Origin of the sequence: Nocardia sp. NPDC051052 (assembly GCF_044456045.1) — a bacterium.
In the GTDB taxonomy this organism is placed as follows: Bacteria; Actinomycetota; Actinomycetes; order Mycobacteriales; family Mycobacteriaceae; genus Nocardia.
This window is the reverse complement of the sequence record NZ_JBITFL010000005.1, coordinates 718,822-733,682: the sequence shown is the minus strand read 5'-3', so window position 1 is coordinate 733,682 and position 14,861 is coordinate 718,822. Positions and strand designations below refer to the sequence as shown.

Below are 14,861 nucleotides of genomic sequence, written 5' to 3'. Positions count from 1 at the left end.
CAGGCAAGGTCCGGCGCCGCTTGACCGTCGAGTTGATCGGCGAACTGGAAACGATCGACCGAAAGATCAAGGCCTCCGACAAAGAACTCCGCCAACTCATCACCGAGCGTGGTTCCACCCTCGCCGACCTCAACGGCATCGGACCAGCCGGGGCAGCACGGCTGCTTGCCGATGTCGGTGACCTCCACCGATTCCGAGACCGCAACCGGTTCGCTTCCTGGAACGGCACAGCACCATTAGATGCTTCTTCTGGCCAGCAGCAACGACATCGGCTCTCCCGCGCCGGAAACCGGAAAATCAACCGGGTCTTGCACATCATGGCCATCATTCAACTACGCAATCCCAGCGCGGGACGCACCTACTACGACCGCCGCAAAGCTGAGGGCAAAACCTCGATGGAAGCGATGCGGGCGCTCAAACGTCGCCTGTCGAACGTGATTTACGCGCGCATGCTCGCCGACCAGCAACAACGGGAAAAGGCAAGCCCGGGAGGGCAATCGGGGACGACTCTTGACTCCAGCGCGACCGGCTCAACCCCGCACACCGGCACTTCGGACAAGCCACAACCCGGACTTACCACCAACCAGAATAACGCCGACCTGCAAACCGCGCCTTGACACGAGAGGGGAGCCATGTGCGTGCACTTGACTCAGCTTTAGTCAGCGTGCTGGGATCGCCTGCCGGAGTGCTCTGCTCAATACCTTCGGGGAGCGAGTGCATCGGATGGCCACGCGCTCAGGAAATCGGTGATCAGAGGGTTGGTATCGCCTGCGCGGCTGGCCAGGACGACGCGGACCGGGTCGATGCCCTCGATGGGCACGGTGGTCAGGTCGGGGCGCAGTTGCGGCCGTCGGTCGCCGGCAGCCAGGATCAATACCATCCGATCCTCGGCGACGAGGTCGAGCTTGTCTTCGAACGATTCGTAGTCGATCGGCGCGCTGCGAGCCGGAACGCCCTCCGGGTGGGCGAAGTCGCTCCATTGCGGGACCGCGCTCGGGCATTGCGGAAGTACTTCGTCGCCTAGGTCGTCGACGATCACCGATTCCTTTCCGGCCAGGCGATGGTTCGTCGAGACGACCAGGACCCGTGGCTCGGCCCACAGCTCGTCGAGGCGCAGGCGGTCGGTGGGGAAGGGCAGCGGCGCGCGCGCGACCAGGGTGTCCACCCGACGGTCGGTGAGGGCGTGGGCGTCGTTCCACTCCAGGTGCCGGGTGCGGATGCGGGCCGTGGGGTGCCGGTGACGCAGCTGGCGTACGGCGTGCGTGACTACCAGGTCCTCGACGTACCCGATGGTGAGTTCGCGCGGGGCGGCGGCGTCGCGGGCAGTGAGCTCGCTGTGATGAGCGGCTTTCAGCAGCGCCCGAGCCTGCGGCAGAAAGGCGTGACCGGCTTCGGTGAGCTGGCTGCCGTGCGGGGTGCGGTCGAACAGTCGCACGCCCAGATGTGCTTCGAGGCGCTGGATTTGGCGGCTCAGGGACGGCTGCGCGACGTGCAGTTCCGCGGCGGCGCGGCCGAAGTTGGCGTGCTCGGCAACGACGGTGAAGTAGCCGACAAGCCGCAGATCGAGGTCTGAGCCGGGGATTCGCACACTTCGAGCGTACCGGCATGCGGGCGGCGTATGACGGGTTGCAGATCAGGTCTTGGACCCCACCATCGGTCCCGGATTTCAATGGAGACATGGGAAAACACGAAGGAAAGCGTGCACTTGTCACCGGCGGCAGTACCGGAATCGGTCTGTCGATCGCACGTCTGCTGTCCGCGGAGGGCGCACAGGTAATGGTCACGGGACGCCAGGAAGCCGCACTGGAAACGGCGCGCACCGAGGGGCTGATCGCGGTTCGCAGCGATACCACCTCGAAAGCCGATATCGACGCGCTGGCAAGGCAGGTCGAGGAGACGTTCGGTCAACTGGACGCGGTGTTCCTCAATGCCGGCATCACCGACTTGGTGCCGTTCGAGGCGACGACCGAGCAGAAATACGACGCCATCTTCGCGACCAACACCAAGGGGCCCTACTTCACCCTGCAGCGGCTGCTGCCGCTGCTCGCCGAGGGCAGTGGTGTGGTGCTGACCACCTCGGTCTTGGACGAGCTCGGGGAGCCGGACAGCAGCGTCTACTCGGCGAGCAAGGCGGCCCTGCGGTCGATGGCGCGCACCTGGGCTCGGGAACTGCTGCCGCGTGGCGTGCGTGTCAATGCGGTGAGCCCGGGGCCGATCGACACTGGCATTCTACGCAAGAGCCTGCCCGCCGAAGTAGCCGATGAAATATCAGCGCAGCTCGCTGCCCGGATTCCGATGCTGCGCGTAGGCAATCCGCAGGAGGTCGCGCACGCCGCCGCCTTCCTCGCCTTCGAGGCGACCTACACCACCGGCGCCGAGCTCGCCGTGGACGGCGGCGGCACCCAGTTGTGACACCAGCCCCGACCATTGAATGCCCGCCCATCGGCTAGTTCAGTTACCCACCGCAACGGAGATCGTCTCGGGGGCTTCGAACCTCAGGCCTGGGCGGGGAAGGCTGCGGCGAGCAGCTCGGGGAAGATGTCCAGTGGTGGCATTCCCCAGTCTCCGTTGACGTTCTGGGTTACGAGTCGCTGTCCGTCGCGGGTGCCGAACAGGTAGGACCAGGTGCCCGTGATCATGCCGCCGTGACCGTAAACGGTGGTCCCGTCGGGTAGCTTCACCGAGGAGATGCCGAGGCCGTAGCTGTATCCGTCGAGCCATTTACCGTCGGGCACAGGGGTCATGGTGAGCATCTCGTCCAGCTGCGTCGGCGGCAACAGGCGGCCGGACAGCAGTGCGCCGAGGAAGGTATTGAGATCGGTTGCAGTGGAAATCAACTCGCCGACTCCGAAGCCATAGGTGGCGCTCAGGTCGGTGACGTCGTGTACGGGTGCGTCGGTGTCTGGCAACATCAGTTTCGAGTAGGCGCGGCCGTGTGGTCCGCGAATCTGGGTTTCGCCGCTCGGCGCGTAGGTATCGGTCAGCCCCAGCGGACGGGCGATCCGCTGATCCAGCACGTCGGCGTAGGTCTGGCCGGTCACCCGCTCGATGATCATCGCGGCGAGCACGAAGTTGGTGTTCGAGTACCCCCATTCGGTGCCCGGCTCGAAGTCGGCCGGGTTCGAGGTGGCGAGGTCGATCAGCTGGTCGGGCCGATAGACGTCGAATCGGTGCTCCAGCATGGCCGGGCTGTAGAACCGTTCGATCATGGTCTTGTCCAGGGTGTAGCCGAAGATTCCGCTGGTGTGGCCGAGCAAGTGGCGGATGGCGATCCGGGTACCGTCATGCCCGTTGCCGCGGACCAGACCCGGCAGCCATTTGTCCACGGTGTCGTCGAGGCTCAGCCGGTATTCCGCCGCCAGCTGCAACACGATCGTGGCTGTGAAAGTCTTGGTGACACTGCCGATTCGGAACTGGTCTCCCTGCCGCGGTGCGCGACCGGAACTCAGATCGGCGGTACCGGCCGAACCGAACCAGGTCTGCTTACCATCGCGGATCTCGGCGAACATGGCGGGATAGCCGTTCTCGGCCACCGCCCGGTTCAGGACATTCTGAACTGTGGTGGTTCCGGTGATCGTGCTGGTGGTCATCGTGGTCTCCTCCGAGTTGGATTTCGTCTTCGCGCTGAGGGAAAAGCTATGTTGCGTTCGTGATATCGGCAATCGGATGCGAGGAGGAAAGATGTGTTCTTGCAGCTTATTTGGATGAAATCATTGCAATGATATTGCCGATGAACGCGCCTCGATGCCGCCAGCATGTTGCAATGAACTGGTGCGGGCGGCAGTCTGATCGCACGGTCCGGAGGAGGAGCCCATGCCCGGAGGCAGACTGACCCAGCAGGAACGTCGGCAGATCGCCGCCGGGCTGGCCGAGAACCTGTCCTACGGCGCGATCGCCAAGCGCCTGCAACGCCCCACGTCGACCATCACCCGCGAAGTGATGCGCAACAGCGGGCCGAACGACTATCGAGCCGATCGCGCTCATCACGCGGCCGGACTCCGCGCACGCCGGAATCGTCGTCCACACCAGCCGATTCCGTTTTCACACCACGCCGCGGACGGACGCGATCCCGACGTGGTGCGCGACTTCACCGCGCACTTCGGCACCCTGCTGGACAACACAGGCATCCCCCGCATGATGGCCGGTGTGCTCGCCTGCCTCTACGCCACCGACAGCGGCAGCCTCACCTCCGCCGACCTGGTCCGTCGGCTCCAGGTCAGCCCGGCGTCGATCTCCAAGGCCGTCGGCTACCTCGAGGCACAAGAACTGATCCGTCGTGAACGCGACCCCGTCGGCCGCCGCGACCGCTACGTGATCGACGAAAACGTCTGGTACCGGGCAATGCTGGCCAGCGCACAACTGAACAACCTCGTCGCCGACGCGGCCCGTGACGGCGCGGACACTCTCGGCCCGGGCACACCCGCCGGCATACGGCTGCGCGCAATGGCCCAATTCCTCGGCGATGTCGGCCAAGACCTCATCGAATCCGCCGAACGGCACCGGAGCGGCGAGTAGACCGCTGGCCATCGGCTTACCCCGAGGAGTCAAGAAGGCAGGCCCATCCCCCTAGGCGCACAGGCGATTCAGCGAGAGATCGCGGTCGCCATCCGAGCAGTCGCGCCCTCCGTACGCCGTGCTTCCGATCGTCCGCAACTCGGCTACCGGATGGTTCTGTGCCGCAGCTCGGTATCAGGTGAGCCAGTTGCGTTTGATGAACGCAGAGACGGCGAGCAGGGCGCGGTCGGCGTCGTCGAGCAGGGCGCCGCAGCCCTGGAAGATGTGCGGCACCTCGGGCCAAACCTGAAGTTCCACCGCCACATTGTGGTCGGCGGCGCGGGAAGCGAGGCGGACAGCATCATCGAGCAGGATCTCGTGCGAGCCGACCTGGATGAGCAGTGGTGGCAGGCCCGTGAGGTCGGCGAAGATGGGGCTGGCCAGCGGTGTAGCGGGGTCGTGCTCGCCGATGTAGTCGCGGGCTCGTATGCGCAAGCCCTCGGGGGTGAGCAGGGGATCGAGATCGGCCTTTCCAGTCATGCTGGCCCCCGACACGGTCAGGTCGGCCCACGGCGAGAAAACCACCGCCGAGGAGGGCTGCGGCAGGTCGGCATCCTTCAAAGCGACGAGCGTCGCGGCGACCAGTCCGCCGCCGGCGGACTCGCCCACCAGCGCGATCTTCGTGCTGGGTACGCCCTCGTCGAGCAGTGCACGGTAAGCGGCAACGGCGTCGTCCAGGGCGGCGGGGAACGGGTGCTCGGGTGCGAGGCGGTAGTCGACTGACACGGCCCTGGCCCCGACGCGCCGGGAGACCTCGGCGGCCAGACCCACGCAGTCGGCCGCAGAGCCGAGGACGTATGCGCCGCTGTGGAAGTAGAGCACGGCAACCGACGGATCGGTCCCCGGAGTCTCCACGGTCACGACGGGCACACCGCCGAGTTCGCCCCGCTTGGCCGAGACATCGTCGGGTACGGGAGTCGCGGAGAGCATCTCGTGGAAGATCACGCGCTGCTCGGCGATGTCGCCCCCGACGTCGAGCGGACCTTGGCGCACGAGTTCGTCGAGGGCCTTGCGTTGCTGCTGAGTCACGGCGCGTCTTTCGGTCGGGTATGTCGGGCCGCCCTGGCGGGCGGGAACGATACCGGAACCAGTTCTACCCGCAGTTCACTGATTCCGCGCGGCGTGAGCAACGCGCGCAAATCGGCACCACAGGATGTCCTGAGCCACAGCAGATCTCGCATTCACGACCGCGCGATAAGCGGCTAGTCGAACGACGAGCACTGTGAGATGGTGGCGGTGCGTGCGCCCGAAGGGAATGTTCAACGCTGGCCGGCGACGATCGCGGTCGGCAGCGCAGCAGCAGGTGGCGAGTCGCGCTCGCCGTCGGGATGGGTGGACAACGGGCCGCTGACGGCAACGATGTGTTCGACGGTTCGGAGGGTCCGGAAAAAGCCAGAGCGCAACGGGTTTCGGCCTACCGTCGTCGGCGCGAGGCCAGAGTATCGGACTCCGCGATGTCGCTCGTAGCTTGTTCGTGAGCGTGCCGGAAAGTCGCGGGTATCGCTAGATCGCCGCGCCCGCAACCCGCGTCGAAGGTCTGCACGCCACCCGGTCACTGCACGATCTCGACCCCTCGGGAGACGGCAGACGCTGCGGCGGCCAGATCTTCGATGAGGTCGGTTTCGGCGGATCGGCTCCAGATCAGAGCCCACCGGGCCAGGGGGACATCGGGCATGGGGATGTAGGTGACGTCGGGCCGGGAGTAGTAGCGGGCTGCGTGAGCGTGCACCGGGGTTATGGCCTTGCCCGCCGCCACGAGCAGGATCAGGTCTTGGAAGTTGGTGGCGTGGGCGGTGCGGGCGATCGGGCGGCCGCTGGGGGTGAAGAAGGGGACGGCGGCGGCCGTCCAGTAGTCGGGGGGAACGTTGGCCGGGGCGGAGGGGGGCACGCCGAAGACGCCGTAGTCTGCCAGATCCTCGTACGAGGCCGACTCACGCTGTGCGAGCGGGTGGTCCGTGCCGACGAGCAGCATGAACGGTTCGGTGTAGAGGGTGGGGCCTACCACCAGATCGGGTTCCTCGATGGGAAGCCAGCTCACCAATGCGTCGAGTTCGTCGTCACGTAAAGCCCCGAAGGGGTTGCCGAAGTGGACGTGTTCGATTTGCACGGTGCAGTCAGGATGCCTGGCTTGGAAGGCATCGAGCAGCGGACGTACGTCATCGAGGTTGCTGCTGGTGATTCCCAGCCGCAATACGCCGACGTCGCCGTAGCGGGCGGCGCGGCTCGCCCGGCCCAGACTGGCCCGCAGGTCACGATAGTTGGTTTGCAGGTCGTCGCGCAGCCGTCGACCGATCGGTGTCAATGTCACTGTGCGACTGGATCGTTCGAAGAGTTTGGCGCCGATGCGGCGTTCCAGTTTCCCGATCACCTGACTGATTCGGGCTTGCGACAGGTGCAACCGCTCAGCGGTCCGCCCGAAATGCAACTCCGCGGACAACATCAGAAAGATCTCGATGTCGCGCAGATCCAGATCACGCAGGTCCATGCGGTTTTCCCATCAATCACGGCGGCTTATCGCATCATACGCAGTTCGCCGTTGATCAATTCCCGCGGTGGATCGAGGCTGAATCCGTCGACAACCCGAACAGACGCGCAGTTCACCGCCCTCCTCACCGAAAGTGCAACCAATGCCGACGATTCCGTGGACGACAGTCGCCACCCCCACCACCCCTGAGGTCCAATGCATGGCCTCCCGGCTCGAGGTCAACTCCTGGCTCGATGCACCCGGCTTCCTGATCGCCTCACTGGCGCTGTGGCGGCAGGCCCGCCGCTCCCCCGGCGCACTGGGCATAGGCTTGAAGGCCGAGATGTCGAAGGGCATTTTCTGGACCTACTCCGCGTGGGAGGACAGGGCGGCCATCTACGCCTACGCGGGTGCCGAGCCGCACAAGTCGACCGTCGCGCGCAAACGAAAAGTTATGCGGGAGGCCACGTTCGTGTTCTTCACCACGCCTGCGAACGAGACACCCCTGTCATGGGCCGAGATCAGCCGCCGAATCGCCGAGCAACGCGATGCGTCCTCAGCCGACCACCGTGCCGGACCGACCACAGCCGCACTGGAGAAGTCCTCGCCGAACGACTCGACGCGGCGTCGGCCATCATGAAGATCACCCGTGAATTCGCCCTCCACCCGGGCACCTGGTTCCCCCCGTTGCTCGTCATGTTGACCCTGGCACTGGCCCTGCCCGCGGTCTATCTCGGCGGCACCCTCGATCCGAGTGGGAACTTGCGCGGGCTCGCGGTCGCCATGGTCGTCGAGTCTCAGACAACCAGCAGTATCGACGCCGCCGAACGGGTCGGTGCGGCCATCACGCAGGGCATCGACCAGGCGGCAATCCAACTCATTCCGATGACCGCCGAACAGGAACGCGAGCAGATGAACGGCGGCAAGATCTTCGGCGCAGTCCGCATACCGGCCGATTTCAATACCGAGATCGCCCGGCTCATGAGCGGCGCGCCCGGTCCTGCCACCCACGCGGTGATCCACCTCGACACCAATCCGGCTGCCGCAACCATGAGCACCGGCTTGTTCACCGGGAACCTCACGCCGGTAGCCGCCGCGGTGAGCGCGAATCTGGGGGCCAAGATGGCGCAGAACGCGCCGACCGCTGCGGCGGCTACCGCGTTGGCCAACCCGTTCTCGGTCGCGACCGCACCGCTGACAGCCTTGCCGGCACGCAATGGGTTCGGGACCAGTGTCTTCTACTACGCGGTGGTCTTGGTTCTGCTGGGCTTCGTCGGTGCCTCGGTGATCCATCCGGTGGTGGACGCCGCCAGCGGGTTTCAGCCCAGTGAGCTCGGTCCGACAGTACGTCGTCGTGACTACACCCATCTGTCCCGGCTGCACATGCTAGTCGTCAAATGGTGCATAGCCCTGATCGCGGCCCCGCTGAGCGCTGGATTGATCCAACTGGTCGCGACCAAAGCCCTCCACATGCCGGTCGCGTCGCCATGGCAGCTGTATCTGTTCTCCGCCACCACGATCGGCGCCATCGCGCTCGGCGTCCTGACGGTTTTCGCGATCTTCGGGTCGCTCGCTCCGCTGGTCAACATGTTCTTCTTCGTCGCTCTGGCCATGACATCCTCAGCGGGCACGATTCCCACCGAAGCCACACCCGGGTTCTTCCACCTGATCGCGAAGTTCGAACCGATGCGGCCGGTCGTGGCCGGCCTGCGCTCGATTCTCTATCTGCACTCGACACCACTGTCAGGGCTGCACGCGGCATGGATCAACGTCCTCGCGGGTGGGCTGCTCGGCGTCGTCGCCGGTGTCATGATCACCAGCCGCTACGACCGCAACCAGTCCTACACCCGGCAACCAGGCCACGGTGCTTCAGGCGATGAGACCACCAGCAACCGGTGCGGGTCGGGGTATCAGACTGGCGGAATGAGTTCATGATGGCGCGTTCGGGAGGCTGCGGCCAGACCGGTCCGAACGGCCTTGTAAGCGGCGTATCGGATGTGTGGCCTGACCGTCATACGGGCCTTATAGCTCGGGCTCCACAAGCAGACGGGCATAGTTCGCCATGGAACGCTGATATCGGGGCAGATGGGGCGCAAGCGCTCCGAGTACCAAGGAAAGGCCCTCCCGGTCGCGCCCGAGGCTGGACAGGCACAACGCCAGGCATGCGCGTACGGCGTCGTCCCATTCGTCGGACTGGGCGGTAAGTTCCTGGGTCAAGAGCTTGACGCCCTCTTCGGCTTGACCGATGTTTCGCAGCGAACTCGACAGCTGGATCGTGGCCTGCCGCCGCTGGCTACCGTCGAGCCCGCGCGCCAATGCCTCTCGGTACAGCGCAATGGCCTTGTCGGAGTGGCCCGTCGAATCCCACGCGCCAGCCTGCTGGAATGGGCCAACTGCGCTGTCATTCGGCAATTCGGCGACCAGTGCGTCGATCACCGCACGGAACTCGCCCGCGTGGTCTTCGTCGTAGTCATCGAACGTGGCCCAGGCCGCCGCCATCCGATCTTCCCAATCTTGGTTCACGTTCACCAGTTTCGCACAGACGGCATGGAGTTGACGCCGGGCCGGCTTACCAACGAACGATTGACAGCGGGTGATAACGATGGCGTTGAGAGCAGCGGCTCGACACTCCGAAGCCAGTAGAGCAGACGCTTGCTCATCGGCATGTCCGAACGTCGGTCCAATCCTTCCTATCAAATAGCAACGAATACTTTCATCGATCGCCGACACCCGAAAGCTTGCCCCGAGGGGTGCCGACACCGAATGCGTGCCCGCCCCGGAGCAGAAGTGCCCGGACGGGGATGAAGTGGCAAGTCAGGGTCGTTGTGAACTGACCGCAGAATTGCCTCAGGCTGAACCGGTATAACGCGCGATATTCGGCATTTCCGTGCGTCCGACGGCCGAGATGATCTCTGCCAGTTTAACTTCAGCCAATCGCGCTGCCGACGCGAGAACGCCCCGGGCGCAGCATTTTCGGACGTTTGGATTATGGATGTCGTGACGGTACCGCTGGTGTGTGTCAGTGCCGGGGGCTGTTTCCATGGATGAGTGAGGCAGGTTCAGTTCTGAAGTTTTGTCAAGCCGGTAGTCTTTCGATCTTGAACCGCCGTCGCGGAATCGAGAGACTTCTCCGGTGGAGGTAGCAGGGCAGCGCAGCGCGGCGGCGGGGGCACTGGCGTTGGGGATAGCGGTGATCGGGATGATCGTCGCCGATGTGCTGGGAAATTTTCCGTTGTCGTGGTCGCAGCCCGAGCATTGGCATTCGGTCGCGGTCGGGCGTGCGGCTGTGTGTTTCGTGGTCTTCGGTGGGGTCGTGCTCGGGCTGTCGACCGGTGGGGCCGCGCCTGAGCAGGGGCAGTCGCTGGTTTCTGCGCGCCTGGCGGTGCTGGTGCGTGCCGGGCTGCTGTTCGTCCTGGGCGACGTTCTCGTCGCGGTCACCGAATCGCAGACCGTGATATTGGAGAGTTTCGCGGTGCTCGTCGCTCTGGCGATCGGAGTCCTGGGGTGGCGGCCACGACGGTTGCTCATCGCCGCCGCGGTCCTCGGGCTGGTCGGACCGCTGGTCGTGGAGCTGTTTCACCCGACACTGGCGGACCGGTCGGAAAACATCGGCGCGATCCCCACGCTGGCCCTCACCCACACCTACCCCGTCCTGATCTGGGCCCCCTTCCTCCTCGTCGGTCTCGCGATCGGCCGCACCGATCTGACGGCCGTCCGAGTCCGAAACCGCCTGCTGGGCTTCGGACTCGGCGCGGCCGTGCTGGGTTACGGTGCCATCCAGCTGCTCGGGCTCGCCTGGAACGATCCCGAAGCATCCCGGGTGGATTCGGACTGGGCCAGGATCGTGTCCGAGCGCGTTCCCGACCTGGACAGCGCCACCACTATCGTGATCGGGATGTACGTCCCCGACGCCCCAGACCCGGCGCTGGATTCGATGCTCGCGGCCGGACCGCCGTCTCCGGCTACGATATTGGCGATCATCGGGTCGGCGGGAGTGGCCGCGCTGATCCTGGGTCTGGTCTTGGCGGTTCCGCAAGCGTTGCGGCGCTGGCTGGCCCCCGTGGCGGCCGTCGGCTCGCTGCCCCTCACCGCCTACACCGCAGCCGTTCTGGGAACGGCTGGCCTGCAACTCGACACACTGGACCGTTCCACCGTGCTGATCACCGAATTGGCCGTGGTCGTGGTGGGGGCGTACCTATGGCTGCGCATGGCCGGACGCGGCCCGATCGAATGGCTCATCGATTTCCTGGCGGCCGCCGCCACGCGCATCACACCGGCCTCGTGACCCGGCGAAAAAAAACCTTTGCACGCGAACGTGATCCACATCCCGCGCTACCTCCGGCCGCCTAGCGGCCGGATTGTTCGCCGAACCGCTCGCGTCAGTGGATGACCGATTCGGGCCAGCCGCCGCGCTGGCGGTGGTGCAGTACCTCGAGCAGGAGCGCCGCGGTGTCGCCTGGCGGGGGGTAGGCCCGTGTCGCTCGGCGTCGGGGTGCCTGTAGGCCGACGCGTGCGGGTCGACGCACTGGAATCGGCTAGTTCAGTACATCGATCAGCTGAAATGTTCTCCGCCAGTTGATCTTCGACCAATCACTTGCTGTCGTCGCGAGAACGCGCGGGTCGCGGCAGAATAGTACGTTCCACGCCTGCTGCAACGCTTGACGGGTAGTGATGTGCTGGCGCGTTGCGTTTGCGCGGCAGTGTCTTCGTCATACGCCCGCGCGAGCGAGCGCCTCGGCTTCCATCGCGGTGATGAAGTCGGCGACGTTCGAGCCGTAGATGCCCCAGCTGTTCACGCCGCCGAGCTCGACGAGGCGCAGCTCGCCGTCGGGGGCGACACCGACATCGACAGTGACCGTGGTGGAACCGTGAGTCAGCAGTCGCGCCGCCGCGGTTTCCGCGAAACCACGGACGTGTTCGGGGACGGGGAGATACGGCTTGATCGGGTAGGAGCTGCCGCAGACGAATCGGCCGTTTCGGCAGAAACAACGGTACTCGCGCTCGAAGGTGACGACCTCGGACACGACGACGAGTTGGTCGCGGTACTGGTCGTAGATCTCGAGCCAGCGGCCCAGCTCCGCGATCGCGTGAACGCCGGCGGGAAACAGTTTGTAGTTGGTATCGCTGCGGATGAATACTTGGTCGCTGTCGAACATGCGTCGCAGTGGAAGAGCGGAAACCGCCGAGAACGGCACAAGGACGGCCGTGCGTCCTAGGAGGTCGTAGACGTCTCGGTAGTAAAACGAGCAGCGCAGCATTGTGTAGTCGTCGAACACCGCTTCCCCGAGCTGCGGTACGCGACGCAACCGCGTCATCGTCGGCATCGTTCCGTACCCGATGAGCGTGCGGCCCGGTTGAACGACAGGCCAGCGCCCCACCATCGCGTCACGCTCTTCGACGATCACGGCGTCGTCGAGCGCGGCCGCGACGCTCGCGGAGCCGGGAAAGTCCTCGTGGAGATCGATGAGCCACTGCGGTCGCACGCGGCAATGCTATTCAGCGGCGCGCAATCCGGCAGGGACAGGCTGTGATTCCGTGTATGGGTCAATCAATAGGTCGATACTCAGCTGATGGCTTCAACCACTCCGGATGGGTTAGCCAGTAGAGGCCGTACAAGTGCCGCCGCGCCCAATGAAGACCAGTCCACGACACGACTCGTCAGGTGCCTCGTAGTAGTAGAAGTCGGCAGCTTCGGTCTCGGCCTCTGCTGACGTCAGCACCCCATATCGTTCCAACACCCACGCATAGCGTCGGCGCTCGCTTGCCAGAAGTTTGACCTTCGCCTTCATCCCAGTCGTGCTCACCAGCCACGCGCGCTCCCCTCCCAAGGCTCCATCATCTCGCCTCAGCTCACCGAGTCAAAGCCACTTCGCTGGATATCCGATAGTCGGCATTATGAAATGTCCTGAGCCACAACCGATCTCCAGCGGCATGTGCGGACATCCGGCGATCGATGTGGATCCAGGGTTGGTCATCAGTGTGCGGTGAGTCCGCCGTCGACGACGAGTTCGGTTCCGGTGATGAACGAGGATTCGTCGCTGGCTAGGAAGAGCATTGTGGGAGCGATCTCGGCGGGGTTGCCCGCGCGGCGCATGGGGGTGCGCAGGATGTCGGGTTGTTGGTCGCCGTGCTCGTCGAGGAGATCTTGGATCATCGGGGTGGCGATGACTCCGGGGTGCACCGAGTTGACCCGGACGCCACGGGTCGCGTACTCGACGGCGGCGGTCTTGGTCAGCAGCCGCACCGCTCCCTTGGACGCCTGGTACGCGGCGGCGGCTCCGCTGCCGACCAGGCCGAGCACCGAGGAGGTATTGATGATCGAGGCGTTACCGGAGGCGCGCAGCAGGGGCATGGCGGTCTTCATTCCGAGCCAGGTGCCGGTCTGGTTGACCGCGATCACTCGTTCCCAGGAGTCCCGCGTGGTGTCCTCGATGCCGGGCCAGTCCACGATGCCTGCGATGTTGACCAGGATGTCGAGCCGGCCGAAGCGCTGCCGGGTCAGCTCGATGACCTCGCTCCAGTTCTCGGCTGAGGAGACGTCCAAACGGGCGGCCAGGACCTCGGCGCCGGTGGCTTTCAGGCGCGCGGCGAGCTCCTCCGTGGCGTCCTGGGCGATGTCGGTGACGACCAGGCGGGCGTCTTCGTGGGCGAACAGTTCCGCAGTGGCTTGTCCGATGCCGCCGGTCGCGCCGGTGATCAACGCGACCTTGTTGGCGAGCCGTCCGGGCATGATTTGCTCTCTCTCGTTGTGTTTACTGAGGACTCAGGCTGTGGTGTAGCCGCCATCGGCGGCGATGACCGCGCCGGTGATGAAGCCGGCCCGGGGCGAGGCCAGGAAACCGATCACCTCGGCGATCTCCTCGGGCTGCGCGACACGGCCCAAGGGGTGGGCGGCGCCGAAGGAGCGCAGATACTCCCGGCTGTCGGCCCGGAAGTTGTCGAGCATGTCGGTCTCGATCACACCGGGGGCGACGACGTTGGCACGGATGCCGTGCGGACCGCCCTCCAGCGCGAGCACCTTGGTCAACTGCGCCAGCGCTCCCTTGGACGCGCTGTAGGCGGCGGCCTCGACCAGCCCGACGGTGCAGGCGAACGACCCGACGGTGACGATCGCACCCCCGCCGTGTTCGCGCATCACCCGGAATGCCTCCCGGGCGTGCAGAAACGCCCCGCGGGCGTTGATCGACATCAGCTCGTCCCAGTCGGCCGCGGTGGTCTCGATGACCGGTTTGTTCACCGATCGACCGGCGTTGCTGACCAGGATGTCCAAGCTGCCGAACCGATCGATCGCCGCGGCCACCGACCGCACCGCGGTGTCCTCCCGGGACACGTCGCCGACCACAGTGGACACCCGGTCGAACCGGGCGGTGAGGTCGTGCACCTCGGGGCGCAGGTCAGTGGCCAGCACTCGCGCGCCGTGGGCGTGCAGCCAGGCGACCGTGGCCGCGCCGACCCCGCGGGCGGCGCCGGTGACCAGCGCCACCTTGCCCTCCAGTGCACGGCTGGTGGGTGGCACGCTCATCTCTGTGCCTGCCGGTGGTGATCGTCGGCGGACTCGCGATAGAGGACGAGATGCTCGTGGTAGAGCACGCCGTCGCGGAGGTCGCCCGTCGCCGTGAAGCCGGTGTCGTCCACGTAGTCGAGGTGGTTTCCGGTCACCGTGTAGCGACCGGTGTAGAGGCTGCGCCGTTCGCCGCGCGCTTCGTCGTAGCGCCCGTCGGCGCGCAGTTCCTGCCGGATATGCCCGTCCGCGGTGACCCACATGCCGACCACGTCGATATCGCTTGTCATACCGACCAGCGTCGGCAACGACGAAACGCGATGGCAGGACGTGCGTTGGCTG

15 protein-coding genes are annotated in these 14,861 nt (G+C 65.5%); 6 read left to right on the top strand and 9 right to left on the bottom strand.

Annotation, left to right across the window (positions count from 1 at the left end; all coding sequences use genetic code 11):
* On the top strand, positions 1-617 hold a 617-nt coding region (locus tag ACIBCN_RS21165; protein WP_396993292.1), incomplete at its 5' end, for a transposase.
* Between the two features lie 77 nt (positions 618-694).
* Here ACIBCN_RS21165 and ACIBCN_RS21160 read toward each other — a convergent pair.
* Positions 695-1,588: a LysR family transcriptional regulator gene (locus ACIBCN_RS21160; RefSeq protein WP_396993291.1), complete on the bottom strand. Its 894-nt coding sequence runs from the start codon at positions 1,586-1,588 to the stop codon at positions 695-697.
* Between the two features lie 89 nt (positions 1,589-1,677).
* On the opposite strand from ACIBCN_RS21160, the gene ACIBCN_RS21155 reads away from it, so the two are divergent.
* Positions 1,678-2,412, top strand: a complete 735-nt coding sequence (locus ACIBCN_RS21155) for an SDR family oxidoreductase (protein ID WP_396993290.1) — start codon at positions 1,678-1,680, stop codon at positions 2,410-2,412.
* Positions 2,413-2,495: 83 nt separating this feature from the next.
* On the opposite strand, the gene ACIBCN_RS21150 is transcribed toward ACIBCN_RS21155, so the two are convergent.
* Complete coding sequence (locus tag ACIBCN_RS21150; RefSeq protein ID WP_396993289.1) at positions 2,496-3,590, bottom strand: serine hydrolase domain-containing protein; 1,095 nt, start codon at positions 3,588-3,590, stop codon at positions 2,496-2,498.
* A gap of 223 nt (positions 3,591-3,813) precedes the next feature.
* Between ACIBCN_RS21150 and ACIBCN_RS21145 the strand changes: the two genes are divergently transcribed.
* On the top strand, positions 3,814-4,515 hold the full coding sequence (locus ACIBCN_RS21145) for a helix-turn-helix domain-containing protein (RefSeq protein ID WP_396993288.1): 702 nt from the start codon (positions 3,814-3,816) through the stop codon (positions 4,513-4,515).
* A 174-nt stretch (positions 4,516-4,689) separates the two neighbouring features.
* On the opposite strand, the gene ACIBCN_RS21140 is transcribed toward ACIBCN_RS21145, so the two are convergent.
* Together ACIBCN_RS21140 and ACIBCN_RS21135 are read right to left on the bottom strand one after the other, a co-directional pair.
* On the bottom strand, positions 4,690-5,583 hold the full coding sequence (locus ACIBCN_RS21140) for an alpha/beta hydrolase (protein ID WP_396993287.1): 894 nt from the start codon (positions 5,581-5,583) through the stop codon (positions 4,690-4,692).
* A gap of 523 nt (positions 5,584-6,106) precedes the next feature.
* Positions 6,107-7,039, bottom strand: a complete 933-nt coding sequence (locus ACIBCN_RS21135; RefSeq protein WP_396993286.1) for a LysR family transcriptional regulator — start codon at positions 7,037-7,039, stop codon at positions 6,107-6,109.
* 142 nt (positions 7,040-7,181) lie between these two features.
* On the opposite strand from ACIBCN_RS21135, the gene ACIBCN_RS21130 reads away from it, so the two are divergent.
* Positions 7,182-7,658 (top strand): hypothetical protein, encoded by a 477-nt coding sequence (locus ACIBCN_RS21130; RefSeq protein WP_396993285.1) that lies wholly within the window; start codon positions 7,182-7,184, stop codon positions 7,656-7,658.
* The gene (locus ACIBCN_RS21125) at positions 7,655-8,953 is read left to right on the top strand and encodes a YhgE/Pip domain-containing protein (RefSeq protein ID WP_396993284.1); all 1,299 of its coding nucleotides are present in this window, start codon (positions 7,655-7,657) and stop codon (positions 8,951-8,953) included. The genes ACIBCN_RS21130 and ACIBCN_RS21125 overlap by 4 nt, the downstream gene beginning before the upstream one ends.
* An 87-nt stretch (positions 8,954-9,040) precedes the next feature.
* Here ACIBCN_RS21125 and ACIBCN_RS21120 read toward each other — a convergent pair whose 3' ends face one another.
* A complete protein-coding gene (locus tag ACIBCN_RS21120) occupies positions 9,041-9,541 on the bottom strand; it encodes a tetratricopeptide repeat protein (protein WP_396993283.1) in 501 nt (166 codons plus the stop codon).
* A 610-nt stretch (positions 9,542-10,151) separates the two neighbouring features.
* Here ACIBCN_RS21120 and ACIBCN_RS21115 point away from each other — a divergent pair.
* Positions 10,152-11,303, top strand: coding sequence for a hypothetical protein (locus tag ACIBCN_RS21115; protein WP_396993282.1), 1,152 nt, complete (start codon positions 10,152-10,154; stop codon positions 11,301-11,303).
* 424 nt (positions 11,304-11,727) lie between these two features.
* Here ACIBCN_RS21115 and ACIBCN_RS21110 read toward each other — a convergent pair whose 3' ends face one another.
* From ACIBCN_RS21110 to ACIBCN_RS21095, 4 genes are all read right to left on the bottom strand, one after another.
* Positions 11,728-12,501, bottom strand: coding sequence for an ATP-grasp domain-containing protein (locus tag ACIBCN_RS21110; RefSeq protein ID WP_396993281.1), 774 nt, complete (start codon positions 12,499-12,501; stop codon positions 11,728-11,730).
* A gap of 491 nt (positions 12,502-12,992) precedes the next feature.
* Positions 12,993-13,748 (bottom strand): SDR family NAD(P)-dependent oxidoreductase, encoded by a 756-nt coding sequence (locus ACIBCN_RS21105; protein WP_396993280.1) that lies wholly within the window; start codon positions 13,746-13,748, stop codon positions 12,993-12,995.
* A gap of 33 nt (positions 13,749-13,781) precedes the next feature.
* Positions 13,782-14,540, bottom strand: coding sequence for an SDR family NAD(P)-dependent oxidoreductase (locus ACIBCN_RS21100; protein ID WP_396993279.1), 759 nt, complete (start codon positions 14,538-14,540; stop codon positions 13,782-13,784).
* Entirely contained in the window at positions 14,537-14,809 is a 273-nt protein-coding gene (locus ACIBCN_RS21095; RefSeq protein WP_396993278.1) for an Atu4866 domain-containing protein, read from the bottom strand. The genes ACIBCN_RS21100 and ACIBCN_RS21095 overlap by 4 nt, the downstream gene beginning before the upstream one ends.
* Between the last annotated feature and the right edge of the window lie 52 nt (positions 14,810-14,861).